Below are 25,308 nucleotides of genomic sequence, written 5' to 3' on the forward strand. Positions count from 1 at the left end.
ATCACTATGAAACGATTACTTTTTGTTGTAATAGCAATTGTTGCTTTAAATTATGGTTGTAAAGAAGAAAAGCAACCAATAAGTTCTAACACAATTGAGTTGATTTCTCCACAAGAAATGCAGGAAATATCGCAGATGGAAGACGTGCAGTTAATTGATGTAAGAACTCCAAAAGAATACAAAGAAGGTTATATAGAAGGATTTCAAAATATAGATTTCTTTTCAGATACTTTTTCCCAAGAAATAGAAAAACTAGATAAAAGTAAGCCTGTAATTGTGTATTGTAGATCTGGTAGAAGAAGCTCCGACTGTGCAAAACAACTTAAAGAAGAGGGGTTTGTTAAAATTTATGATTTAGAAGGCGGTATTACTAAATGGGAGTTTGAAGGTTACGAAATACGAGTGAACTAGTTTATTTTCTTTATATTAGACTTTAATAAACTCCTCTTTTCTATCGATTTTCCTTAAATGGATATGTGTAACTATTATAAATGGAAGATCAAGAATTTCAAAATAAAATTAAACGATTAGCTTATAGCTCAATTTTTTTTGGCTCCTCTTTAATTTTCATAGGTTTATTAATATTGTTAATTCATTTTAATGTAATTTCTTTTAGTAGTAATCATTATAATATTAATAACTCTTATGTTATAAATTTAGATTTCCAAGAGCCTTACCAGGAGTATTTTGATGTTTCTTTACTAGATGATTCTAAAAAAAATAAAGAAATCAAGTTTGGCTATCAATTGTTTAAAAATACACCAAATTATATTGGGCCCAATAATGATAATTTAGAGAGAGCCTATGCAGGAAATAACTTATCGTGTAATAACTGTCATTTATATGCAGGGACAAAAAAATATGCAGGATCACTAATTGGCATCATTCAAAGATTCCCACAATTTAGAGGAAGAGAAAATAAAATAGGTACTATAGAGGAACGTATTAATGGTTGTATGGAGCGAAGTATGAATGGGAGAGTGATGCCAAAAGATAGTAAAGAAATGAAAGCTATTATTAGCTATATGAAATGGTTGGGTAGAGACGCACCAGAAGATGGTAAATTTGAAGGCACTGGGTTTCTTACAATTAAAATCCCTAAAAGACCTGTTGATTTAACAAAGGGGAAAAGTGTATTTAGTAATATGTGCTCAGTTTGTCATGGCGAGAATGGTGGCGGTGAAAAGCTGCCAAATTCCAATGTTTATAAATATCCACCTCTTTGGGGAGACGACTCCTTTAATAATGGAGCAGGAATGAATCGGGTTATTACAGCAGCTAATTTTATAAAAGGTAATATGCCATTTGGAACAACTTACGACTCGCCAGTATTAACTGATGAAGAAGCCTATGACGTTGCTGGATATATTAATCAGCAACATAGACCAACCAAGCCAAATTTAGAATTGGATTTTCCAGATTTAAAGAGAAAACCTGTATCTACACCATATCCTCCTTATGTAGATGATTTTTCTATTAAACAGCATCAATTAGGACCTTTTCAGCCTATTATGGAATTTTATAAAGAAAAATACAATATGATTAAAACTAAATGATGGGTTTTAATTCAATTCAAAATCAATAACTGCTTTGATTTCAGATTGCTTTTTAGTAGCTAAAGTTGCAAATCGAAATAAACTTTTAGACCTATCCAGGTTTTGTTCAGGGTAACTTACTTTATAATAAATATTGCCGTTCAAGTAATCGGTTAGTGCTCTCAAGCCATGCATAAAAGGCATTAAAACACAACTAATAGGTAAAAAAGCAATCTCTTTTTTTGTCAATAACATACCATTACTGGTAATACCTTTTACAAGTGATTTAAAAAGGGCTATATTAAACTGTATTTTTGAAAGGTTTTTTTCATCTTCATTAGCTTCACTAATAACAGTTCTTACCAGATCTCCAAAATCATAATGAAAATATCCTTTCATGATGGTGTCTAAATCTATAAGGCATAACCCTTTATTATTTTGGTCGAAAAGTAGGTTGTTTAATTTGGTGTCGTTATGACAAATTCTAAAGGGTAAATGTGCATTATAAAGCGTATCAAAATTATGTAAGTGGTGTTTGGCAAATTCTATTTCTAAGCGGGCTTTTTGTAAACGTTCTTTAGTTGTCGTTTTTATGGCTTTTTTAAATTCATCAATTCTAAAAGGAAGATAGTTAAGGTTAGGTAAAGGCTCTTCATACTTTGTTATATCTTCATTTTCAAGTAACTTATGAAATTTGCCTACAATCCTTCCTGCCTCAAATGCAATTTTAGTATTAGATGTAATGTTATAAGCAACACTGTTAGGTATAAATGATAGTAACCTCCAAAAACCATCTTTGTAGCGATAGTATGTGAGATCATTTTTAGTGGGTATGAGTTGCAACGTTTTATAATCTTCGGCCTTAAGCATTTTCAACACATTCTCCATGTTCTTATGAAGTCCGGTAATATTGTTGAACACATGACTGTTTAGCCGCTGTAATACGTACATAGGCGAAGCATCTTGCTCAACAAGATAGGTATCGTTTATATAACCTTGAATGATGGGTTTAAAGGTGATATTGGAAGTGTTAATGTTAAACTGACTTGCAATATCGTTTAATATATCAAGGCTCATACATTAGTTTATTTCCAAAGCGGTGATAGATATTTGTTTTCGTTGGTTAAGCGTTGTAGTGTGTTAACAGCTTCTGCTTTATCTTCATAATAGGTGACTCCAAACCATTTACTATTTGTTGTTATCACATCAATGTCTATTAGACCATTTGCCATCATTTCCTGGGCTACAAACGGAAGATAGATTTCGCTTTTTTCCAGATTTTCAGGTATCTGTAAAAAGTTACTGAAATAGGTTTCAATATAATCGAAAATAGAGGTATTGCAAATCCAGAAATTCATAGAGACTATAGTATCCGGATGCAATGTATTGCCAGATTCTGTATCGACAATTTCACCATCTACAGCTTCAATTTTTGTATGTTCCTCTATAGATACTAAATGGTCATTATCTACACTACAAACACCTCTGGAAACCGATCCATGCTCAGATAGTGTATCCTTTAAATTATAACCAACAATGGCATAAGTGGTCTTAGAACTGTTGTTGTTTATAAAATTAGCAGCCCCTTCAAAGGCTTGTTTACCATAATAATCATCAGCGTTAATAATTACAAAATCAGAATCTATAACATGTCTGGCAGACCATACAGCGTGTGCTGTTCCCCATGGTTTCTTTCTTTCAGATGTATCTATTGAAATACCCTGTGGCAGATCGTTTATATCTTGAACCACGACATCTAATTTGATGGAGCTTGGTAATTTTGGAGACAAATAGTTTTCTAGAAAGGCTTTATTTTCGGCTTTGGTGACTAAAACAATATGAGTAAACCCACAATGAATAGCATCATAAATACTAAATTCCAATAAAAATTCTTCTGCAGGTCCAAGGTCATCAAATTGCTTAAGTTTTCCGTAGCGACTGCCACTTCCAGCGGCCATAAGTAATAAAGTCATAAATTAAAATTTTTGTAAAAATATAGATTTAAAAGGAAGAAGTATATAAACTTATTATAAAATAAAATAGCCAAAGTAAAATTTTACTTTGACTATTCTTTAGAAATTATTCTATAAATTATCTCTTAATAATTTTCATTGTTTTAATCTGACCGGTCTCATTCATAATTTTAAAAATATAGACACCAGCTTCATATTCAGATATATTTATTTTGGAATTACCTTTATTAATACTTTGGGTTAAAATTCGTTTGCCCAACAAGTTGTAAACTTCAAATTTTGAATTACTTTCAAGATGTATATTTACAAAATCATTAAAAGGGTTAGGATATATTCTAACATTTTTGTTACTAATAAAATTATCTGTTGATAAAGTAGTTAAAGTTGCAGAAAAATCTTCTGTAGATGCTCCTCCACCATTTGCTGTTTTCCAATCAAATGTAAAAGGACCTGTTGTTGTAGGGTTTATTATTAAATCTGTAATAATGATTTCAATAGTAGCTCCGGCTGGAATGGTAAGCCCAACGGAAGCACCAGCAACAGACATTTGTATCCCACCTGACCATGCTCCTCCAATTGTCCCAAAAGTAGTAGCATCAATGGTAATTGGTGTTCCGTTTACTTTTAGCGTTACATTTGAACCTAAAAGATTAGAGTCAGCAATAGTATTAGTTATAGATGGAAAACCAGAAGGGAGGTTCATAAGAAATATATTTGGTGTAGTAGTTGAAGTTCCTATTTCTCCTGTTGTTGTGTAAGTAAAAGTGTAAATTGTATTTGTAGCATTAGGTGTATTGTCATTAACAGTTACTGTTTGTGAGTTTAGAAAGTTAAAATTCAATAAACAGACAATTGTAATAATGTAAATTTGTTTCATAATTATAAGGATTTTTAAATATACTATAAAAGTATAAAAAATACAGATAAAAAACAAATAACATCGATAAAATGATTTTATTGTAAAGAATTAACTTACAATAATAAATAAACAAAAGCCTTAAACAACGTTGTAAACTTCTTCAAAAGGTACTCTAAACCTAGGGCCATAAATACCCTTGTCATCTCTTAGCCCACAGCTAATGATCATATTTATTTCAGCACGCCAAGGTATACCTAAAGTACGTTTTACCCTAAGTGTATCACTGCCTTCCATAGGGCAAGTATCGTAACCTATGGCAGCCATACCCATCATAAAATTCTGTGCTGCCAATCCAGCACTTTTATGTGCTACAATACGCATGTCGCTTGACCTTGTTTGCCTGTACACAGGACGAAATAACCCAACCGCTTGAAGGGCAAGATATTTTAGTATTCCAACCATTCCCAGAAAATCAAAATAAGTTAAAGGCATTACTTTTTGATAATAGTTCATGGCCATTTTTTTGCGCTTCACAAGTCTATCTTCTAAATCAGGTTTATTAAAGGCTTTATTTAGAAAATTAATATTTGCTTTACAGCGTTTACGCCATAAATCTTTTCTTGCAACGACTAGAACTAATTGTTGAGCTGTTTTTGCAGCATTCTGGTTAAAACACGCTTCGGCTAATTTTTCAATAACATCCTTATCAGTTACATGATAGAATTCCCATAACTGTAAATTGCTACTAGTAGGAGCTAATGTTGCATTCTCAATACATTGTTTTACTTTGTTTGTGTCTATTGGTTCATCTTTGTAAACTCTACAAGAGCGCCTGTAGGCTATAGCTTCAGATACGGTTTTTTCCATGAATTAATTTTTTAGTAAAGCTAATTAAAATATGATTGAATACAGTTTATTTCCTAACACATATCCTAAACTTAATATCATAGGATATCCAATAAACAACCATAAAAAGTCAAGTACATTAATTTCTTTAAAAACTGTAAATTCATAGTTAGTAAGTAGTTCAATAAAGTCGTACCAAGATTTAAGGCCAATATTAATAACAATTGCATTGGCAATAATTGCAACAATCAAAATAAAAATACCAATTGTATATAGTTTTATCATGAAAGTAAGATACTAAAAAGCCACAACAAATGTTGTGGCTTTTATTTGTGGAGTCGCCGAGACTATCGAAAAATTATTAATTGCTGTATTTGTAGGGGTTATAAATGTTAGAAAATCTAGTGACCCCGAATTAGCCCCTTTATATAAAACTTTAACATTTTTAACATAGTTTATTATTATTTGGGTTTATTTTTGAAGGGTTTTTATTAAAATAATAGATTTGTAATATTTTCTCGGTCATTTTCACTGTATTAAGTTCTTCTTTATTTCGGAAAATGCATTTGGTTTGAAAAGAATATTGAGCACAACCACAATTTTAAAAAACTCACTTTCCTTAATCCGCTAATCATTATAACAATAGGATCGGAAACATCATACTCTCAACTTTGAAAGGTTTTATATTTGCAGTCCAGTTTATTTGCTATCTTAGCAACAGAACGTAAACACACACATCGTGGGTTATAAAATAATAGTTCGATTAATCTAAAAGATAAAATTAGAAAATTAATAAGCAAATTTAAGTTATTGAAAAAAGAAGAAGTTGAATTGCTTGTTGAAAAAGTATTGTGGACGAATTTAAAAAAGGAACAATTTTGTTAAGAGAAGGACAAATTCCTTCTGAATGTTACATGGTAGTGGAAGGTAGACTTGCAATAAAAAAGTGGACAATTAGTTGCGAGATTATGCAGCTAGATTTTGATTATACATTTCTAAATTAAATTCATTAATAGTTTTATAGTTTAAATAAGAATGTCTTCTTCTTCTTCTTCTTCTTCTTCTTTTTTATACCAAGTTTATATCCAATCAAAGACAGAAAGTTCGGCTTGAGGCTTTAAGTCATACTCATGTTTATATACCCATTCTACTTTTAGGCTTTTAAAGAAGCTTTCAGCTACTCCATTATCCCAACAATTTCCTTTTCTACTCATCGATTGTTTTACTAATCCATCATACTTTTTAAGCATGTTAGTAAACTTATAGCTGGCATATTGCGTTCCTCTGTCGGAATTAAAAATTAGTTCTTTAGTGATTTTATGATTATTAGCCGCCATATTCCATGCTGGAATAATGGTACACTCTGTACTTAAATTATCACTCATAGCCCAACCATTAAATAAATCAATAATAACAGTTAAATAGATTCAACCCCCTCCAGTTTGTATATAGGTCATATCTGATACCCAAACCTGATTTATCCTATGTACATCAAAGTTTTGATTTAAGATATTAGGAGCTATTGGATAATTATGATTACTATCTGTCATGAACCTAAACTTACGATGTTTTCTAGCAACTAAATAATTAGCTCTCATAATTTTAGCTACTCTTGGTCTGGAAACATGATAATCTAGTTTTTCTAACTCAGCTTTAATCCTTGGTGATCCATAGGTTTGATAACTATCTTCAAATATTTGATTAATATGTGTTGATAATTTTTGATTCTCTAGCCAACGTTTTGATGGCTCCAATTTTAACCAATTATAATAACCGCTTTTACTTACTTTTAAAGTTTTACACATCATCTCGACTGAAAACTTAAATTTATGATGTTTTATAAACCTATATTTTACTTGTCGCTCTTGGAAATGCAAAGCATTCATGAATTCCTTAATTTAAAATAACAAACTATGAACTAAAAGATGCTCACCGTCTTTTTTAGTATCTCATTTTCTAATGAAATATCTTTTAATTGTTTCTTAAGTAAAGCTATTTCTTTTTGCTTATCTGCTAATTTTGGGATCCCTCGACCTGGAAAACTATTTTTACCATAAGCATCTGATTCTTTACGCCAACGATGTAACACTGAATACTGAATGTCTAATTCATCACATACTTGTTTAATATTACCTCGTGTAATGCTTAATTCTACTGCCTTTTGTTTAAATGATGGACTATAGATCCTGTTTCTTTTTTTTATGATTCAAAGTTAATTTTTCTAACTCTAAATCTCGCAACCTTTTGTCCAGTCTAATATAGGAAGTCCACATTCTTTATTTACAAATATTCTTTGTTTTAAATCAATTAGATAATTAATCAATTATAATGCGCTCTTATAAAAAAAAGCCAAAACAGACTTTTATTATAAGCTTTTTTATTATAAGAATGCGTAAGCAACCTCTTAGTTTTAAGGACGTATTTTAATTATGATTTTTATTTATTGATGCTAATACATTCGCACTCTCTTCTTATTTCTCTTACTCAGAAAAAGAAGATAAGTGCTAAGGAGTGTAATAGTGTTAGGTTTAAATGCTAATAGTGCATTGTTGGGTAGTAGTACTTGACACATATAATATTAAAACAAGGAACAATGATTAAGACAGACAGGATATCATTAGGATTAACTTTTTTAACATTGGTTTTAGTGCTAATGCTAAGCACTGGGGTTAATGCCCAGGGGAACAATACAGGTGAAAAGCTAATAGGGACATGGGTTTTGGACTACAATAAGACGATCAACAACCTAAAGCAGGAAGCGAGGCAGTACTATGATGGTCTGGGCACTGAGAGGAAGCAGAGTTTACAAAGCTCCTTCAACCAGCGCAAGATAATCTTTGGGGCAGATGGGAGCTATACTTTGGTTGTCAATGCGCAGAGGCAGGTCACTGGCACTTGGAATTTAAAGCAAGACGGGGTGACCTTGGAGCTTGTTGCCGATGGCAGGACGCTAACCCACACTTTGGGGAATGTCAGCAATCAAAATTTAGAGCTCCACTTACAGACAAATCCAGAAGCTAAACAATTGTTGGGCACTTGGTATTTAGATAAGGTATCCAATTAAAACCAGCATAAGATGAAACATATATTGAAAAAACAAACAAAAGTACTTATCCTAGTGTGTGTGTTTAGCTGGATATCTGGAATTGGCCTACAGGCCCAAACAACCATTTATGGGCCATCGACAGCCAATGTGAATGATGTGGACTATTATAGTGTGAACATCAATGACAATATGATATTCTACCACTGGTTTGTGTACGGAGGCACTAGATCAAACATACAAGAACAATCGGTGACCGTTACCTGGACCTCGACAGGTACAAATTCGGTCACATACGATGCAGAGGGGGATTGGGATGCCTATTATGGGACAAAGAACGTTTCTGTCAGCAGTGGTCCCCCAGCCACACCCCCAATGCCTACAATAACAAAGAATTGTGGAAATACGGTATTGACAAGGGGCACCCCTCCGAGCGGGGAGACCTATTATTGGCAAAGCACAAGTTATGGGACCAGTACTGGCAATTCAGCTAGCACTATAACCCTTACCACAGGTACGGTATATTATTTACGTTCTTTGAAGTCGGGCCAATGGAGTTCGGCCAGAACGGTCAATTATACCATTGACCAGCCCACCATTTGGTATGCCGATGGTGATGGGGACACTTATGGGGACCCATTTACCACTCAGTACGCTTGTAGTCAACCTGCAGGCTATGTGGACAATAGCGATGATCTCTGTCCAACTGTCTATTCTACAAACAGTAATGGATGTGCTAATTGTGATGATGAAGACATCAATAGGGTTATTACAAAAACGTATGATTTAGGCGGGACTCTAAAAGGACATACCAAAGCGTACTTTAATACTTTAGGGAAGTCCATACAGACACAAACTGAAGATATGCACTCAATAAAGTCAAAAGATATAGTGTGGGCCACCCAGACCATATACGACAGTCATGGTAGGCCAGCCTTCCAAAGTTTAAGTGCCCCAATAAACGATACCGATTGTTTATTGTACAACCTCAACTTTATCAAGAACAGCAACAATACGATTTATGGGGCTTCGGATTTTGAGACCGATCCAGAGTCCCCATCACCAGTGGGCACACAGTCCAACACTTTGGGTTGGTATTATAGCAGTAGCAATACTTCTGAGAGTTATCAGGATGTGACCGACTACCCCTTTGTAAGACAGATTTACAGTACCTTGAACCCTGGTAGCGTCTTAAGGACAATAGGAGGCAACAAAGTGGACGTCAATGGAACTGATAAGTGGGCCAATGGCTATACCTTTACCATGCCCATAGCACAAGAACTGCATTATGCCTATGGGCCTGATGAGTTTAACCCTTATATGTTATTGATCGCTGAAGAATGCTCCAACAATGCTTCAACAACAGGGAGTGACTATTTATACACTATTGTAAAGATTGATCCATATACATGCGCTACGAGTACCACGTACAATAATGTGTATATAATGAGTGGGTATTTAGGGGATGTAAATAAAATATACAAAATGGATGTAGACGGGGATGAAAGCTATTATAAAATATTAAGCCGTGCCTCTGGGATACGGGATAATTCAGATTACCTTGCTTTCATTGAATGTGGCCCATTTACCACCTGTTCAGATGCGTTGACAGAAGCAGTGCTCATTAAAGGGACAAAAACAATAAGTAGGGATGTGCATGGTGTGGAGACCGTGGTCTTTACCGATAGTGATGGAAAGACCTTGGCAGCGGCTAGAAGTGGGAATGAAGAGACCCCTTCTCTACAAAAGTACGATGTGGTATCACCAATAGGCGAGCAGGGCTTTGTAGATATCCATATCCCAGTAGGTTGTGATGGCACAGTATATTTTGAAGGGCCTACAGACGCGAGGTTTGATGTTTATGACTTGGTGACGGAATTAAAAGTAAAAACCAATGCTGGGGTGTCAACCTATTTGAATTCTGGTGTTTACCGCGTTGAAGAAGTTGATTCTAATGAATATTATAAAAACCCGGTACCATATGTGACCATAAACAACGGAGCTATTGAGCTTATAAATGACCAGAGCCAAGTAGCTGTCAAGTACAAGGTGAACTATTACGACTATAGTTTGAACTATTACGATAAAGCAGGAAGGTTGACAAAGAGCGTACAGCCCTTGGGGTTTGATGACACCTTGAGTTTAAGTACCACTACAAGGAACCATGGATTGGAGAGCACATTCAGTTATAACACCTTGGGGCAGCTGTTGAGCACTACCAGCCCAGATGAGGGCACTGCTGAATTTGCCTATCGTAAAGATGGCCAGATACGTTATTCACAGAACAGCAAGCAGTCCGCTGCTTCACCAAAAGAGATCTCTTATACAGAGTATGATGGCTTTGGCAGGCCTATAGAAAGCGGTGTGGTAGAAACCAATACAGCTATAAGCACCTTGGACCCAGATGGGACATTGGTGTCAGGGACCAAGAAAGAACAACACTTAACCGTATATGATACACTAGATACCACAGGGATGCATGCCGCCTTAACAGCTTCAAGTATAGCGACCTCGAATTATCCAATACAAAAGTTTGTCACGGGCAATGTAAGTAAGACCTATACCCAAGGACCGGCAACAACTACTACGTGGTATAGTTACGACGTATATGGCAGGGTCACATGGTTGGTGCAGAAAATAGAAGGCTTGGGGACAAAAACCATTGACTATACCTACGATTTTTCAACAGGGGCCGTAACAAAAGTAGATTACCAGAAACATGTATCTGGCGAACGCTACGTACATAAATATACGTACAACAATGTCAACGAACTTGTAAAAGTGGAAACCTCTACGAATGGTTCTACTTATGCTATACAGGCCGAATACGAGTATTATGACAATGGGGCATTAAAACGCACAGAGATTGCAGAAGATTTACAGGGGATAGACTATGTCTATAACCTCAATGGACAGTTAAAGGCCATTAACTCCCCTCAAAGCACAGGGTTTAAGGACCCAGGGAACGATAGCCCAGGGACTACAGGGTTTAAAACCGATGTCTTTGGGATGTTGATCGACTACCACAACAAAGATTACAGTAGAACGGGAACAGCTTACAACGGCCTTAAAAATGCCTCCACCAATAACCAGTTGAACGGGAACATAGGTAACATCCGTTGGATGAACGATGAGCCGGCGGCCAGTACCAATATAGACACCTATAAGTACACGTACAACAAGAACAATTGGCTGAAGCAAGCTGACTATGGTACCTCCAATGCAGGGGCGACCATAAGCTTTAGTCAACATGGCACCAACGATTATCAGGTATCAGGCCTAACCTACGATGCCAATGGCAACATCAAGAGTTTGACACGTAAGAAGAACTACAACAATGGGAGTAGCAACATGGATGACCTTACTTATGATTATTATACGAGTAAGCCCAACCAATTAAAGCGTATTTTAGATGGGGCAGGTGATGCTGTCAATGCGGATGACATCACCACGCATAGCTTTACAGATAATTATGTGTACAATGGCATAGGCCAATTAATTGAGAACAAACATGACCAATTAAAATATTATTACAATGCCAGTGGCCTAGTAACCGAGATAAAGAAAAATAATGTACCTTTGGTAAAGTTCTTTTATAATGATAGAGGACACCGTGTAAAAAAAGAAATTTACACAAGTGGTTCATTGACAAGGAGTGATTATTATGTACGGGACGCAGCTGGAAGTATTTTAGCGGTCTATGAGAACAGTACGCTCAAGGAGAACACCATTTATGGTGCAAGCAGGCTGGGTGTACATTACAGGTCTGGGGGCACTAATGCTTACCAGTTAACAGACCACTTGGGCAATGTACGCGCTGTGGTAGTAAAAAATGGCAGCAGTGCATTAACAGTGACCAATAAGACGGATTACTATCCCTTTGGGATGCCGATGCCAAACAGAAATGTAGAAGGTGGTTATAGGTATGGCTATCAGGGAGAGTACGCCGAAAAGGAGCCTGAGATATCTGGTAAAAATTCGTTTCAATTAAGAATGTATGATTCTCGAATTGGGAGATGGATTAGCCCTGATCCTTATGGAGAGTTTTTTTCGCCTTACCTAGCCAATGGAAATAACCCTATATCTAATGTAGATCCTAGTGGTGGATGTATCAACAAGAGCGGTAGAGACTGTGAATTTTCAGTTCTTGGAGGAACAGCGACAGATGCAGCTGGGAAAACTTGGTCTAAGACCATTGATGGGGATTTAAGTTTGGAAACACCTTTCCAACTGGATGCAATCTCACTTTTTGATGACAGGAATTCTTTGCAAAAACTCAGAAGTAAAACAACTAAGGCTTCAAGTGAGTTTTTTAAACCTCTAAGGGATTTTAGAGAGGAATTTGCTGAAGTAGCTGGGGAAATGCGAGCTATTAACGCAGAAATAATGCGTGAAAGGGTTGGGTCTGTCTATAAAGCTGGAGCAGAATATGGCTTGTTTGGTTCTGGATTAGGATATGGGCCGACTGCAGTATCTCAAGTTGTAAGGGGGACTTCAAAAATTACGAGTTTTTCTGAAATCGTAAATCTAGCTTCAGAAAGCAACAAGGTTAAGCAAGGTCTAAAAATGATTGTTACTAAAGGCATGACAGCCAATCAAGTGAAGAATCATTTAATTCGATCAGGTTTTAAAATTCATAGTGAAACTGATAAATTAATTGAGCTATCAAATGGTGTTGAAACAATAATGATGCGAAAATCTAAATCAGGTGAATATAAAATTTTTGATACCTTTATGAAAGATGGGGTATCGGTTTGGTTTAAATAAGAACATGGAAAAAGTAACTAAAGATATTGAGAAAAAATTTTATAAAAAATTTGATTTGAATAATTTTATTTCAAACCTAGATTTCAAAGAAAACTTTTGGTTTAAAGAAGAATACTATGTTTATGTACTTGATTGGTATAACCAAAAAATTCCATTAGACTCCAAATTAAAAGCCTTTAATTCTTTTTTTGATGAATTTAAGTTAGAAATATTTGTAGGAGAATTTCCTTTGAAATCAGGTGAAAAATTAGAGTCAATTAATTCAATGGATTTTTTTATGGATAAAAAGTATACTCATTTTTACCAATTCACTTCATTCATTATTTTTTATTCTACTTTTGATAAGTTTATGATTTTCGATGTTGATGACGAATTTGTTTTTGCTTGTTCAAAAAAGAAGATTGTTGATTTTACCTTTGATCATGTGAATACCTTAATTAATCACGGAAAATATATTGATTTAATTAAGGGCTATCGTTCAAATTAGAGTATAGCAAAATAGACCTCTGGAGGTATGGCGATGCCTAACGTAATGTTGAAGGTGGTGCCGTTACAAATATCAGGGACAGGAAAAGGATGGTGAAACTGGGATGGAGGCGTTTTGATTAATTAGCCGTAAGTAATCTTTTTAAAAGAGTAGGATTGGTATAAATTGATACAAAAAGGTATTTGGGAACCTTGATTAAGAAAAATATTTTAGTGATTTTTCATACATTAGCTTATTGTAAATACACCAAATTTAAAACACATGAAAAAACTACTAGTTATAGGGCTTTTATTGAGCTCGTTATTATCCAATTCTCAAAATGAATTTGGAGTAATTACAGGAATTAGCAATTCGTCCTTTAGTGATGGTTTTTTAGAAAAAGCATCTATTGATAAAGCATTTGGTTTTCATTTAGGTGGACTATACCAGTATAATATCTCTAATGACATTATATTTAGACCTAAAATTATATTTTCATTACAAGGAGATAGAAAAAAGAGTACAGGTGATTCTTCAGCTTTTGGTATTGATTATAAACTCAGTTATATCAATTTGCCTCTTAACTTTAAATTCTTTTCTAAACCTTACATAATTGCTGGTCCTCAAGTTGGGTATTTACTCTCGACTAAAAAGGGAGATATAGACATTGGAGACATAGAAAATAAAGTAGATTTCGGATTAAACGTAGGTTTTGGATATGATTTCGATAAATTTTTTGTAGAATTCAATATGTACCAAGGCATTGCAAAATTAATTGATCTAGAGAATAATCAAACGAGTATTCGTTATGGCTCCATTTCAAATACAGTATTACAATTAAGTTTGGGTTACTATTTTAAGTAAAATAAAGTTTATACATAAAATAATACATTAACTATTTTATTGGTTTAAAAACTTTTACTTTTAATAGGGTAAGCACTCCTTTTTACTATAGGCTCTGTTTGAGGAAACAGTACCTCACCTATAAAGCTTATTACTCAAAACACAATGATTTTAAGTAAAATAGAAATTAATAAAATTTAAAAATGTTGATCTTCATTTAGTTTATTTATCATTACCTTAAGATTAAACTTATTACTTAATGTCCGCTCTTATCAAAAAAACTAGAGATAATTAGTGTTGTTCATATCAGATATTAATCCAATCAAATTTGTTGTAAGATACAATTATAAGTATAGTAGTTTATTATTATAACAATATTAGTTCTCAATTGGATTACTGACAGTACTAATGCAATTGAAATAAGAGCTCAAAACTAATTTAGGCTTACAAAAAAAATCATGATGGATTTTTTTTGTAAGCCTTATTCTTATAAGAAAGTTGATGCTCTTTTTAATTTTATACCTGTCATTATAAATTATCCATTGAGCATGAATAAAATCTCTTTACCATTATCAGTTATCGCAATCCTTCTTTGCGTATTTACCATTTTTAATATGCAATCTTCTTCCGAGCAGGTTTATGTTGATGTCAACAAATTAATAGAAGGTTATGATAGAACAAAAAATGTGAGAGCCGAGTTTGAAACAAAAGCAAAAACATTAAATGCAAATGTTGATAGTTTAATGGTTGATTGGCAAAAAGAACTTAAAGCTTACGAAAAGGAGCGTTCCAAAATGACTCAAAAAGAACTTGAGCTTAAGCAACAGCTTTTAAATAATAAACAACAGCAGCTTAACAATTATCAACAGGTAATTCAAAAGCAAATTCAGGAGGAGGATCAAAAAGCTTCACAAACGGTTGTCAATGATATTAATGATTATGTAAAGTATTACGGAAAAAAACATAATTATAAAATCATTTTTGGAGCCAGTGGAGCGGGAAATATTATGTATGCCAACGACGGGGCAGATTTAACCAAAGTCATTTTGGAAGGTTTGAATGCTAAATATAATGGGAAGGTTGAATAGAAATAAATGAAGTCAAGATCGATTTATAGTATGTTTAATACCATTTCAACTTTTCGGTTGCTCTTCTGTAAAGTAATGGCAGTACTTATGATGAGTATAGTTTTTTATGGATGCTCCGTAAAAAGTTTTGATGATGAAATAGCGTTGTTAGAATACGTGAATGATGATGCAAATGGCTATACATTGCGTAAATCTATAAATGGCATAGACTATACACTTACCTATAGGCCGACTGATATTTTAGTAAATCAAGAATTAAAAAGTACAGACAGTGTGGACATAAATAGATTAAGAGATAAGTATTCAAAGTATCTCTATTTCAACCTTAGTATGTCTAAAAACAACAAAGATCTATTGAGTGCTATCCCCAAAAACAGAAATGAATTTGGAGCCATGGCTAATGAATTATTGTTTGGAATGAAAAACAAAGTACACCTCATAACAAACAAGAATGATACTATTGAAATGATTGATTATAACTATCCCAGAATGTATGGAATGAGTAAGGCAACTACAATGATGTTCATATATCCTAGAGATCCACAATACATTAATGAAGATTATTTAAGTTTTACTGTTGAAGATTTAGGTCTTCATACAGGAGAAGTAAATTTTATGATCATGACCAATAAAATTAAAAATGAACCCACATTATCATTTAAATAAGGAAAAATGAGAAAAACAAAATACTCACACAAGGTTATAGCAGTGTTTCTAACACTTAATTTTTTAACTACTATCATTCCAATAAACTTATTGTTTGCCAACAATAATGGGCCTGGATCACCTGAAGCTGCTGGTTTTGAACCAGTGGACGCTACAGATATGGTCAATTTAACTAATGGGAATTTATCTTATGTGCTACCATTAATGTCAGTTGAAGGTTTTCCTATTAGTATGTCATATCACGCTGGAATAACATCAGATTTGGATGCTTCATGGGTAGGATTAGGTTGGTATTTAAACCCAGGAGCTATCAATAGATCAGTTACTAATACTCCAGATGACTGGAAAAAAGGATTAGGAATAAATTTTACCTCATATGATAAAACAACTAGGCACTACGGAATTAGTGTTGAGTTAGGGATTACCGCAGCAGCAAGTATTGGTGTCGGACTTAATTGGGGTGGAGGCCAAGGATTATCAGGTTCGGTTAATGCTAGTTTAGGATTAGGATCTGGGTTTAACGGGATGATAAAGGGAGCTGGTATTTCTGGCAGTGTTAGCACTACAGGTGATGCATCCATTGGTTTAGGATATGGAGGATCTGTAGTAGGTTCATTAGGCGCAGGAGCTGGGGTGTCGTATTCGCTAAAAAGTCAATGGAATTTAGGGGCTGGGATAGGGAAATCGCTAGGAGATAATGGAGCTTATGTAGGAGCTGGATTTTCTTTTAATGGAGGAATGAGTGTTGGAGGAGCTGGAAATAATAATACCAATAAGGCTGGAAATTCTGGCGGTGTAGGGATGAGTTCCCAAAGTTTTTCGGAAGGAGATGCCAGTATTAATTCTCAATCATCAGGTATTGCTTTACCACTTCATGTGGTAGGGATACCTATAACTCTAGGTTTTAAAAAAACTAAAGTAAAAATAAATATAAAAAAGGGATTTCGAAACGAAGAATGGGGAGCATTATATTCAAGCGAATTTGATAGTATAACCAGTGGGACATCTAGAATTGTAAGTCTTCCTAACTATGCAGAAGAGTTTACAGACTATATGGTACGAGAAAAATCAATGGATACCTATTCAACGCGCTTGCCTCAACAAGAAGAAGATTTCGCTAGTGATTATACAAAAGACATAGAGAACATCAACTTTACTTTTTTGGGATACGACGATTATAATGTTGCAGCTCAAGGGTTGATGGGTAATATGACACCTAGAGTTTTTCAAAATGCATCTATTGCAGGTAAAGGACAAAGATTAAAGAATATTGATGGAGATAATATTCATGTGTTTTGGCATTCTGGGCTTTCTGGTGATTTTGCACAAAGAGAATTAGGGAATCCTGATAATAATTATAGTTCGAACGACTTATATTTCTACTTTGATGGTCAATTCAGTAGTGTTGAAAAGAACGAAGTAACCTCTATGTCTTCAATAACAACGGGAACTAATGATTTGAATGATATTGTAAATGAAGGTACGCATAGTTCTAGTTTTAGTAATAGTTATGGACGTGCTAAGTCGCCTACTTTCGTAGAAGTCTTTACAAATTCTCAAATAGAAAGTGGTCATGCAGCTTCACGAGGGTTAATTTCCCCTGCAACAATTCCTAATGCGGATAGAGATGATATTGATAAGTTTGACCCTGATGGCATAGGGGGTTATAAGGTTACATCACCAGATGGAAAAACCTATCACTTTGCATTACCAGTGTATCATTTCGAACAAATCCATCGAATGCAAATAGATGGGCAAGAAGATTTAAATTTTGATATTGATGATGTTAGTGAAAAGCGTCAATATTCAAGATATGCAACACATTGGTTATTAACTGCTATTACAGGGTCTGACTATATAGATACTAATAGTAACGGTCTCTTTGACAAATCAGATTACGGTTATTGGGTAGAATTAGAGTATGGAAAATGGAGTGATGGTTTTGTATGGAGAAGTCCCTACCAAGACAATGTATATGAATATAATACAAATTTGATAAATACAGTTGAAGATAAAGATAAAGGGAGCTACTCTTTTGGGAGAAAGCAACTTTATTATTTAGATAAAATTAACACTAAAAACAAAACAGCTTTATTTGTAAAGGAGCTTAGGCATGATGCTTTTGGCAAGGCTCTGAAGTTTAAATTTACAAATGATAATAACATATCTATTGGAAATACCGGAGGAGGTGCAAATTCAAGTAGTTTAAATTATACTGATGATTCTGTTTATGTAAGAGAATTAGATGTTGAGTACAAAAAGGAATACTCATTAAAACTATCAAAAATAGTATTGGTTGATGGAGATATAGGTAAGACGTTGTCAAAAAACACCACAGGGAGCTTAGGCTCAGCATATATTGGTGATAACTATTCAGCTAATGACACTTGTAGTCCAGGATGGGAATCAGACGACTTTAAAAGTGTTTATGGAACAGGTTACACTTACTCCATCCATAATGAATCCAAAGTTCTAGATGTTAACGATGTAAGTACTTCTTTTATAACGCAAAATGCATTAGAAGTTGTCGAGCTAAACCATTCGTACAAATTAGCAAAAAGCTCACCTTCCTCTTTAGATGCTAATACAAGTTTCAATTCGTATGAAGGAAAATTAACGCTAGATAGTGTACAAAGAAAAGGGAAAGGAAATGCTGAATATATGCCAGCCACATTTTTTGAGTATTATATGGAAAACAAAGACAATATTTCCTACAATTCTTTATCAGGTAATCCTAGTAATACAATCATTGAAACAGAAATTGCTTCACGAAAATCTAAAGCTGATGCATGGGGTTTCTTACAAGGAACACATAATGGAGATAATGCTATCAAGGCCTGGAGTCTAAAGGAAATAACTATGCCTACAGGAGCTAAAATTGAAATTAACTATGAAGAAGACGATTATTATACCGAGGCCTTCTCTAGAAGGTATTGGAGAAATGAACAACTCCAATTCAGATTTGACGATACTAATGGAGATCGTTATATAGAATTTAGAGAAGACCCTAATTACATAGGAGATTCTTTAGATTTTGAAGACTATTTCTCTGTTGGAGATGAAGTGTTTTTAGATGCCACATACGATAGAAGACCTCCTGGTCCAAATAATACTCGTTATGTTTTTGTAGCTGGAAAATATGAAGTCTTATCTATTGATACAGTCAATCAAATTATAAGAATTGACATCCCAGATTCTGCCGCTAGTGGAACTCGAACAGATTGTAGCATCACACCATGGTATACTGTCGAAAGATGGAGCGAAATCAGTGGGGCATGGAGGAGTCCTTTTAATGAGGGGTATTGTAATGCTCCTCAAGTTTCAGGAACTGATAATACTCTTAAAAAGTATACTCTAATTGCTAGTAGAGTTCCAGAGGATGAAACAGGAGGTGGGTTGAGAGTTAGCGAACTACGAACCATTGATAATTCTAATACTTACAAAGTTACATACGATTATACTATGCCTAATTCCACTAGAAGTTCTGGAATTACATCCTATGCACCAATTAATGGCCAAAAATATGTGCCATACCAATCAGAAATTCCCGTACCTGGAGTTATGTATGAGTATGTCACTATGAGAGAAACTTCTAATAGTGGAGATTATGATTCTGAAACTCGTTACAGACATCATGTTTTAAAACCAGTCCATAATATTTTTAATCCAAATATAGCTATGGAAGCTATGGATGCAGGGGCTGAAGGTGAAGATGAAATTTTCTGGGCAGAAGTAACCGAAAATTTTGGTGGATTGGATGGTACAAACTCAAGGGAAGTCACTGCAAAAAAAATAGATATTAATATAAACACAGCACTACTTGGTCAAATAAAATCCATTGAAAATCTAAATAGTATAGGTCAAGTAATGTTAAAGACTGAATATCAATATATAAATGGTGAAATTCTTGTTAATCAGGAACCAAATAAGGGATATCTAAAAGAAACTTTTAATTCTATGAAATCTGTTTTTGAATCAAATAATGATGGAACTACTGTTATAGATGAGAAACGTCTTTTAAGTGTCTCTTCAAAAACTGAATATAATAACATGATTAAAAAGACTATAACGACAAGTGGTGGACTGCAAAATTATATCGAGTATTCTGATGTTGATCCATGGCTTGGTAGCTTTAGAAAAAGCAGATCCAAAATGGCAGATGGCAGCCTTAGGGAAGACGTTAGATTGCCTGCTTACGAAAAATACCCAGATATGCAATCTAAAATCATAGATCCAGCAAACAAGAATATGTTGACTCAAGAAGCCATGTCCATTTCAAAATACTATGACGGTAGCAATTATAAAACACTCAATGCGTCAATTAATACATGGAATGATAGCTGGAGTTATCGTGATGATTATGGTGTGGAAAGTGTAGCTGCCAACGAAGATCCAGTTTGGAGAAAGCATAAGACCTTTATTTGGAAGGATGATGTTAATAATACAGATGGAAGCTATTCAACAACCGTAAATGAAACCAACGATTACTTTAATTGGAGTACAGGTGTACCTACTAGTTCCAATTGGCAAAATGTTTCTGAAATTACCAGATATACGCATTGGTCCTCACCAGTTGAGACGAGAGATATCAATAATAATTTTGCCTCTTCAAAAATGGCAGACAACTATAGTAAGGTTATTGCAAGCGGAAACGCAAGATATTCTGAAATGTATTATAGCGGTGCCGAAAATGTAGCATCAGGAAACACCTTTGAAGGAGAAGTGTTGGGTGCCAATTTAAGAGACTCCTCTTATGCACATACAGGAAAGTATTCAGTAAAGAATACTACAATCAATGGAAAAACATTTGAGATTTCAGGTGATGTTGGTTTAAACTCTAATGATCTATCTAAAGATTTTAGACCAGGGAAATACAAGGTGTCATTTTGGATGTATTCGCATGACAAAGCAGCGAGTTCTCAAATGGGTGCTGATTTAATTTTTAATAGTTCCTCAGTTACCCTTGGTGAGACTGTCGAAGCTGGTGCGTGGAAGCAATATAATTACTATGTTGATTTGGTGGCTAATACTAGTGTTAATATATATGTTACAAATTCTATTAGCATAGGCTACTATTTTGATGATTTTAGAATGCATCCAGTCAGTTCCAACATGAACAGTTTTGTTTATGATGAAGAAACAGATGCTTTAAAATATATATTAGACGCTAACAATATGGCAACGTTATATATATATGACCCAGCAGGGAGACTTTGCAAAGTATATTCTGAGGTAGAAAATCAAACTGGAGCTAACGGAGGGTTTAAGCTCATATCAGAGAATGAATATTATTATAAAGGGATGTCCACAGTTGACTGTGGAGACTGTTGCAGCAATCCTCCACTTTATTAAAACAAGGAACAATGATTAAGACAGACAGGATATCATTAAGATTAACTTTTTCAACATTGGTTTTGGTGCTAATGCTAAGCACTGGGGTCAATGCCCAGGGGAACAGTAAAAATGAAAAGCTAATAGGGACATGGGTTTTGGACTACAATAAGACGATCAACAACCTAAAGCAGGAAGCGAGGCAGTACTATGATGGTCTGGGCACTGAGAGGAAGCAGAGTTTACAAAGCTCCTTCAACCAGCGCAAGATAATCTTTGGGGCAGATGGGAGCTATACTTTGGTTGTCAATGCGCAGAGGCAGGTCACTGGCACTTGGAATTTAAAGCAAGACGGGGTGACCTTGGAGCTTGTTGCCGATGGCAGGACGCTAACCCACACTTTGGGGAATGTCAGCAATCAAAATTTAGAGCTCCACTTACAGACAAATCCAGAAGCTAAACAATTGTTGGGCACTTGGTATTTAGATAAGGTATCCAATTAAAACCAGCATAAGATGAAACATATATTGAAAAAACAAACAAAAGTACTTATCCTAGTGTGTGTGTTTAGCTGGATATCTGGAATTGGCCTACAGGCCCAAACAACCATTTATGGGCCATCGACAGCCAATGTGAATGATGTGGACTATTATAGTGTGAACATCAATGACAATATGATATTCTACCACTGGTTCGTGTACGGAGGCACTAGATCAAACATACAAGAACAATCGGTGACCGTTACCTGGACCTCGACAGGTACAAATTCGGTCACATACGATGCAGAGGGGGATTGGGATGCCTATTATGGGACAAAGAACGTTTCTGTCAGCAGTGGTCCCCCAGCCACACCCCCAATGCCTACAATAACAAAGAATTGTGGAAATACGGTATTGACAAGGGGCACCCCTCCGAGCGGGGAGACCTATTATTGGCAAAGCACAAGTTATGGGACCAGTACTGGCAATTCAGCTAGCACTATAACCCTTACCACAGGTACGGTATATTATTTACGTTCTTTGAAGTCGGGCCAATGGAGTTCGGCCAGAACGGTCAATTATACCATTGACCAGCCCACCATTTGGTATGCCGATGGTGATGGGGACACTTATGGGGACCCATTTACCACTCAGTACGCTTGTAGTCAACCTGCAGGCTATGTGGACAATAGCGATGATCTCTGTCCAACTGTCTATTCTACAAACAGTAATGGATGTGCTAATTGTGATGATGAAGACATCAATAGGGTTATTACAAAAACGTATGATTTAGGCGGGACTCTAAAAGGACATACCAAAGCGTACTTTAATACTTTAGGGAAGTCCATACAGACACAAACTGAAGATATGCACTCAATAAAGTCAAAAGATATAGTGTGGGCCACCCAGACCATATACGACAGTCATGGTAGGCCAGCCTTCCAAAGTTTAAGTGCCCCAATAAACGATACCGATTGTTTATTGTACAACCTCAACTTTATCAAGAACAGCAACAATACGATTTATGGGGCTTCGGATTTTGAGACCGATCCAGAGTCCCCATCACCAGTGGGCACACAGTCCAACACTTTGGGTTGGTATTATAGCAGTAGCAATACTTCTGAGAGTTATCAGGATGTGACCGACTACCCCTTTGTAAGACAGATTTACAGTACCTTGAACCCTGGTAGCGTCTTAAGGACAATAGGAGGCAACAAAGTGGACGTCAATGGAACTGATAAGTGGGCCAATGGCTATACCTTTACCATGCCCATAGCACAAGAACTGCATTATGCCTATGGGCCTGATGAGTTTAACCCTTATATGTTATTGATCGCTGAAGAATGCTCCAACAATGCTTCAACAACAGGGAGTGACTATTTATACACTATTGTAAAGATTGATCCATATACATGCGCTACGAGTACCACGTACAATAATGTGTATATAATGAGTGGGTATTTAGGGGATGTAAATAAAATATACAAAATGGATGTAGACGGGGATGAAAGCTATTATAAAATATTAAGCCGTGCCTCTGGGATACGGGATAATTCAGATTACCTTGCTTTCATTGAATGTGGCCCATTTACCACCTGTTCAGATGCGTTGACAGAAGCAGTGCTCATTAAAGGGACAAAAACAATAAGTAGGGATGTGCATGGTGTGGAGACCGTGGTCTTTACCGATAGTGATGGAAAGACCTTGGCAGCGGCTAGAAGTGGGAATGAAGAGACCCCTTCTCTACAAAAGTACGATGTGGTATCACCAATAGGCGAGCAGGGCTTTGTAGATATCCATATCCCAGTAGGTTGTGATGGCACAGTATATTTTGAAGGGCCTACAGACGCGAGGTTTGATGTTTATGACTTGGTGACGGAATTAAAAGTAAAAACCAATGCTGGGGTGTCAACCTATTTGAATTCTGGTGTTTACCGCGTTGAAGAAGTTGATTCTAATGAATATTATAAAAACCCGGTACCATATGTGACCATAAACAACGGAGCTATTGAGCTTATAAATGACCAGAGCCAAGTAGCTGTCAAGTACAAGGTGAACTATTACGACTATAGTTTGAACTATTACGATAAAGCAGGAAGGTTGACAAAGAGCGTACAGCCCTTGGGGTTTGATGACACCTTGAGTTTAAGTACCACTACAAGGAACCATGGATTGGAGAGCACATTCAGTTATAACACCTTGGGGCAGCTGTTGAGCACTACCAGCCCAGATGAGGGCACTGCTGAATTTGCCTATCGTAAAGATGGCCAGATACGTTATTCACAGAACAGCAAGCAGTCCGCTGCTTCACCAAAAGAGATCTCTTATACAGAGTATGATGGCTTTGGCAGGCCTATAGAAAGCGGTGTGGTAGAAACCAATACAGCTATAAGCACCTTGGACCCAGATGGGACATTGGTGTCAGGGACCAAGAAAGAACAACACTTAACCGTATATGATACACTAGATACCACAGGGATGCATGCCGCCTTAACAGCTTCAAGTATAGCGACCTCGAATTATCCAATACAAAAGTTTGTCACGGGCAATGTAAGTAAGACCTATACCCAAGGACCGGCAACAACTACTACGTGGTATAGTTACGACGTATATGGCAGGGTCACATGGTTGGTGCAGAAAATAGAAGGCTTGGGGACAAAAACCATTGACTATACCTACGATTTTTCAACAGGGGCCGTAACAAAAGTAGATTACCAGAAACATGTATCTGGCGAACGCTACGTACATAAATATACGTACAACAATGTCAACGAACTTGTAAAAGTGGAAACCTCTACGAATGGTTCTACTTATGCTATACAGGCCGAATACGAGTATTATGACAATGGGGCATTAAAACGCACAGAGATTGCAGAAGATTTACAGGGGATAGACTATGTCTATAACCTCAATGGACAGTTAAAGGCCATTAACTCCCCTCAAAGCACAGGGTTTAAGGACCCAGGGAACGATAGCCCAGGGACTACAGGGTTTAAAACCGATGTCTTTGGGATGTTGATCGACTACCACAACAAAGATTACAGTAGAACGGGAACAGCTTACAACGGCCTTAAAAATGCCTCCACCAATAACCAGTTGAACGGGAACATAGGTAACATCCGTTGGATGAACGATGAGCCGGCGGCCAGTACCAATATAGACACCTATAAGTACACGTACAACAAGAACAATTGGCTGAAGCAAGCTGACTATGGTACCTCCAATGCAGGGGCGACCATAAGCTTTAGTCAACATGGCACCAACGATTACCAGGTATCAGGCCTAACCTACGATGCCAATGGCAACATCAAGAGTTTGACACGTAAGAAGAACTACAACAATGGGAGTAGCAACATGGATGACCTTACTTATGATTATTATACGAGTAAGCCCAACCAATTAAAGCGTATTA

The 25,308-nt window shown here is 35.8% G+C and carries 16 protein-coding genes and 1 pseudogene; 11 read left to right on the forward strand and 6 right to left on the reverse strand.

Going from position 1 to position 25,308, the window contains the following annotated elements; genetic code table 11:
* Positions 1 to 6 precede the first annotated feature (6 nt).
* The gene (locus tag E5167_RS05375) at positions 7 to 411 is read left to right on the forward strand and encodes a rhodanese-like domain-containing protein (RefSeq protein WP_136841793.1); all 405 of its coding nucleotides are present in this window, start codon (positions 7 to 9) and stop codon (positions 409 to 411) included.
* Positions 412 to 491: 80 nt separating this feature from the next.
* On the forward strand, positions 492 to 1,556 hold the full coding sequence (locus E5167_RS05380; RefSeq protein WP_136841795.1) for a c-type cytochrome: 1,065 nt from the start codon (positions 492 to 494) through the stop codon (positions 1,554 to 1,556).
* 6 nt (positions 1,557 to 1,562) lie between these two features.
* Here E5167_RS05380 and E5167_RS05385 read toward each other — a convergent pair whose 3' ends face one another.
* The 6 genes and pseudogenes from E5167_RS05385 to E5167_RS05410 all read right to left on the reverse strand — a co-directional run bounded on the left by E5167_RS05385 (position 1,563) and on the right by E5167_RS05410 (position 7,419).
* A complete protein-coding gene (locus E5167_RS05385; protein WP_136841797.1) occupies positions 1,563 to 2,612 on the reverse strand; it encodes a phosphotransferase enzyme family protein in 1,050 nt (349 codons plus the stop codon).
* A gap of 8 nt (positions 2,613 to 2,620) precedes the next feature.
* Complete coding sequence (locus tag E5167_RS05390) at positions 2,621 to 3,508, reverse strand: sugar phosphate nucleotidyltransferase (protein WP_239021948.1); 888 nt, start codon at positions 3,506 to 3,508, stop codon at positions 2,621 to 2,623.
* A 118-nt stretch (positions 3,509 to 3,626) separates the two neighbouring features.
* A complete protein-coding gene (locus tag E5167_RS05395) occupies positions 3,627 to 4,385 on the reverse strand; it encodes a T9SS type A sorting domain-containing protein (protein WP_136841799.1) in 759 nt (252 codons plus the stop codon).
* A gap of 120 nt (positions 4,386 to 4,505) precedes the next feature.
* Positions 4,506 to 5,234 carry a nitroreductase family protein gene (locus E5167_RS05400; RefSeq protein ID WP_136841801.1) on the reverse strand — a complete coding sequence of 243 codons (729 nt, stop codon included), beginning with the start codon at positions 5,232 to 5,234 and terminating at the stop codon, positions 4,506 to 4,508.
* A 24-nt stretch (positions 5,235 to 5,258) separates the two neighbouring features.
* Positions 5,259 to 5,498, reverse strand: coding sequence for a DUF7672 family protein (locus E5167_RS05405; protein ID WP_136841803.1), 240 nt, complete (start codon positions 5,496 to 5,498; stop codon positions 5,259 to 5,261).
* A gap of 681 nt (positions 5,499 to 6,179) precedes the next feature.
* Positions 6,180 to 7,419: pseudogene (locus E5167_RS05410) on the reverse strand (IS3 family transposase).
* 387 nt (positions 7,420 to 7,806) lie between these two features.
* Between E5167_RS05410 and E5167_RS05415 the strand changes: the two are divergent.
* The 9 genes from E5167_RS05415 to E5167_RS05455 form a co-directional block, all read left to right on the forward strand.
* Positions 7,807 to 8,277 (forward strand): hypothetical protein, encoded by a 471-nt coding sequence (locus E5167_RS05415; RefSeq protein ID WP_136841805.1) that lies wholly within the window; start codon positions 7,807 to 7,809, stop codon positions 8,275 to 8,277.
* Between the two features lie 12 nt (positions 8,278 to 8,289).
* On the forward strand, positions 8,290 to 13,023 hold the full coding sequence (locus tag E5167_RS05420; RefSeq protein ID WP_136841807.1) for an RHS repeat-associated core domain-containing protein: 4,734 nt from the start codon (positions 8,290 to 8,292) through the stop codon (positions 13,021 to 13,023).
* Positions 13,024 to 13,027: 4 nt separating this feature from the next.
* Positions 13,028 to 13,510: a hypothetical protein gene (locus E5167_RS05425; RefSeq protein WP_136841808.1), complete on the forward strand. Its 483-nt coding sequence runs from the start codon at positions 13,028 to 13,030 to the stop codon at positions 13,508 to 13,510.
* Positions 13,511 to 13,771: 261 nt separating this feature from the next.
* On the forward strand, positions 13,772 to 14,353 hold the full coding sequence (locus tag E5167_RS05430; protein WP_136841810.1) for an outer membrane beta-barrel protein: 582 nt from the start codon (positions 13,772 to 13,774) through the stop codon (positions 14,351 to 14,353).
* Between the two features lie 437 nt (positions 14,354 to 14,790).
* Complete coding sequence (locus E5167_RS05435) at positions 14,791 to 15,420, forward strand: OmpH family outer membrane protein (RefSeq protein WP_239021949.1); 630 nt, start codon at positions 14,791 to 14,793, stop codon at positions 15,418 to 15,420.
* A 6-nt stretch (positions 15,421 to 15,426) separates the two neighbouring features.
* The gene (locus E5167_RS05440; protein ID WP_239021950.1) at positions 15,427 to 16,086 is read left to right on the forward strand and encodes a hypothetical protein; all 660 of its coding nucleotides are present in this window, start codon (positions 15,427 to 15,429) and stop codon (positions 16,084 to 16,086) included.
* A 6-nt stretch (positions 16,087 to 16,092) separates the two neighbouring features.
* Positions 16,093 to 21,438 carry a hypothetical protein gene (locus E5167_RS05445; RefSeq protein WP_136841812.1) on the forward strand — a complete coding sequence of 1,782 codons (5,346 nt, stop codon included), beginning with the start codon at positions 16,093 to 16,095 and terminating at the stop codon, positions 21,436 to 21,438.
* An 11-nt stretch (positions 21,439 to 21,449) separates the two neighbouring features.
* On the forward strand, positions 21,450 to 21,920 hold the full coding sequence (locus E5167_RS05450) for a hypothetical protein (RefSeq protein WP_136841814.1): 471 nt from the start codon (positions 21,450 to 21,452) through the stop codon (positions 21,918 to 21,920).
* 12 nt (positions 21,921 to 21,932) lie between these two features.
* A partial coding sequence (locus tag E5167_RS05455; RefSeq protein ID WP_169301378.1) for a hypothetical protein occupies positions 21,933 to 25,308 on the forward strand: 3,376 nt, incomplete at its 3' end.

It is taken from the genome of Pontimicrobium aquaticum (assembly GCF_005047595.1).
Lineage (GTDB): Bacteria > Bacteroidota > Bacteroidia > Flavobacteriales > Flavobacteriaceae > Pontimicrobium > Pontimicrobium aquaticum.

What these genes read in the sequence shown, in the direction of transcription:
- E5167_RS05375 (WP_136841793.1), top strand. Translation starts at nt 7, where the DNA reads ATGAAACGATTACTTTTTGTTGTAATAGCAATTGTTGCTTTAAATTAT.
- E5167_RS05380 (WP_136841795.1), top strand. Translation starts at nt 492, where the DNA reads ATGGAAGATCAAGAATTTCAAAATAAAATTAAACGATTAGCTTATAGC.
- E5167_RS05385 (WP_136841797.1), bottom strand. Translation starts at nt 2,612, where the DNA reads ATGAGCCTTGATATATTAAACGATATTGCAAGTCAGTTTAACATTAAC.
- E5167_RS05390 (WP_239021948.1), bottom strand. Translation starts at nt 3,508, where the DNA reads ATGACTTTATTACTTATGGCCGCTGGAAGTGGCAGTCGCTACGGAAAA.
- E5167_RS05395 (WP_136841799.1), bottom strand. Translation starts at nt 4,385, where the DNA reads ATGAAACAAATTTACATTATTACAATTGTCTGTTTATTGAATTTTAAC.
- E5167_RS05400 (WP_136841801.1), bottom strand. Translation starts at nt 5,234, where the DNA reads ATGGAAAAAACCGTATCTGAAGCTATAGCCTACAGGCGCTCTTGTAGA.
- E5167_RS05405 (WP_136841803.1), bottom strand. Translation starts at nt 5,498, where the DNA reads ATGATAAAACTATATACAATTGGTATTTTTATTTTGATTGTTGCAATT.
- E5167_RS05415 (WP_136841805.1), top strand. Translation starts at nt 7,807, where the DNA reads ATGATTAAGACAGACAGGATATCATTAGGATTAACTTTTTTAACATTG.
- E5167_RS05420 (WP_136841807.1), top strand. Translation starts at nt 8,290, where the DNA reads ATGAAACATATATTGAAAAAACAAACAAAAGTACTTATCCTAGTGTGT.
- E5167_RS05425 (WP_136841808.1), top strand. Translation starts at nt 13,028, where the DNA reads ATGGAAAAAGTAACTAAAGATATTGAGAAAAAATTTTATAAAAAATTT.
- E5167_RS05430 (WP_136841810.1), top strand. Translation starts at nt 13,772, where the DNA reads ATGAAAAAACTACTAGTTATAGGGCTTTTATTGAGCTCGTTATTATCC.
- E5167_RS05435 (WP_239021949.1), top strand. Translation starts at nt 14,791, where the DNA reads ATGATGGATTTTTTTTGTAAGCCTTATTCTTATAAGAAAGTTGATGCT.
- E5167_RS05440 (WP_239021950.1), top strand. Translation starts at nt 15,427, where the DNA reads ATGAAGTCAAGATCGATTTATAGTATGTTTAATACCATTTCAACTTTT.
- E5167_RS05445 (WP_136841812.1), top strand. Translation starts at nt 16,093, where the DNA reads ATGAGAAAAACAAAATACTCACACAAGGTTATAGCAGTGTTTCTAACA.
- E5167_RS05450 (WP_136841814.1), top strand. Translation starts at nt 21,450, where the DNA reads ATGATTAAGACAGACAGGATATCATTAAGATTAACTTTTTCAACATTG.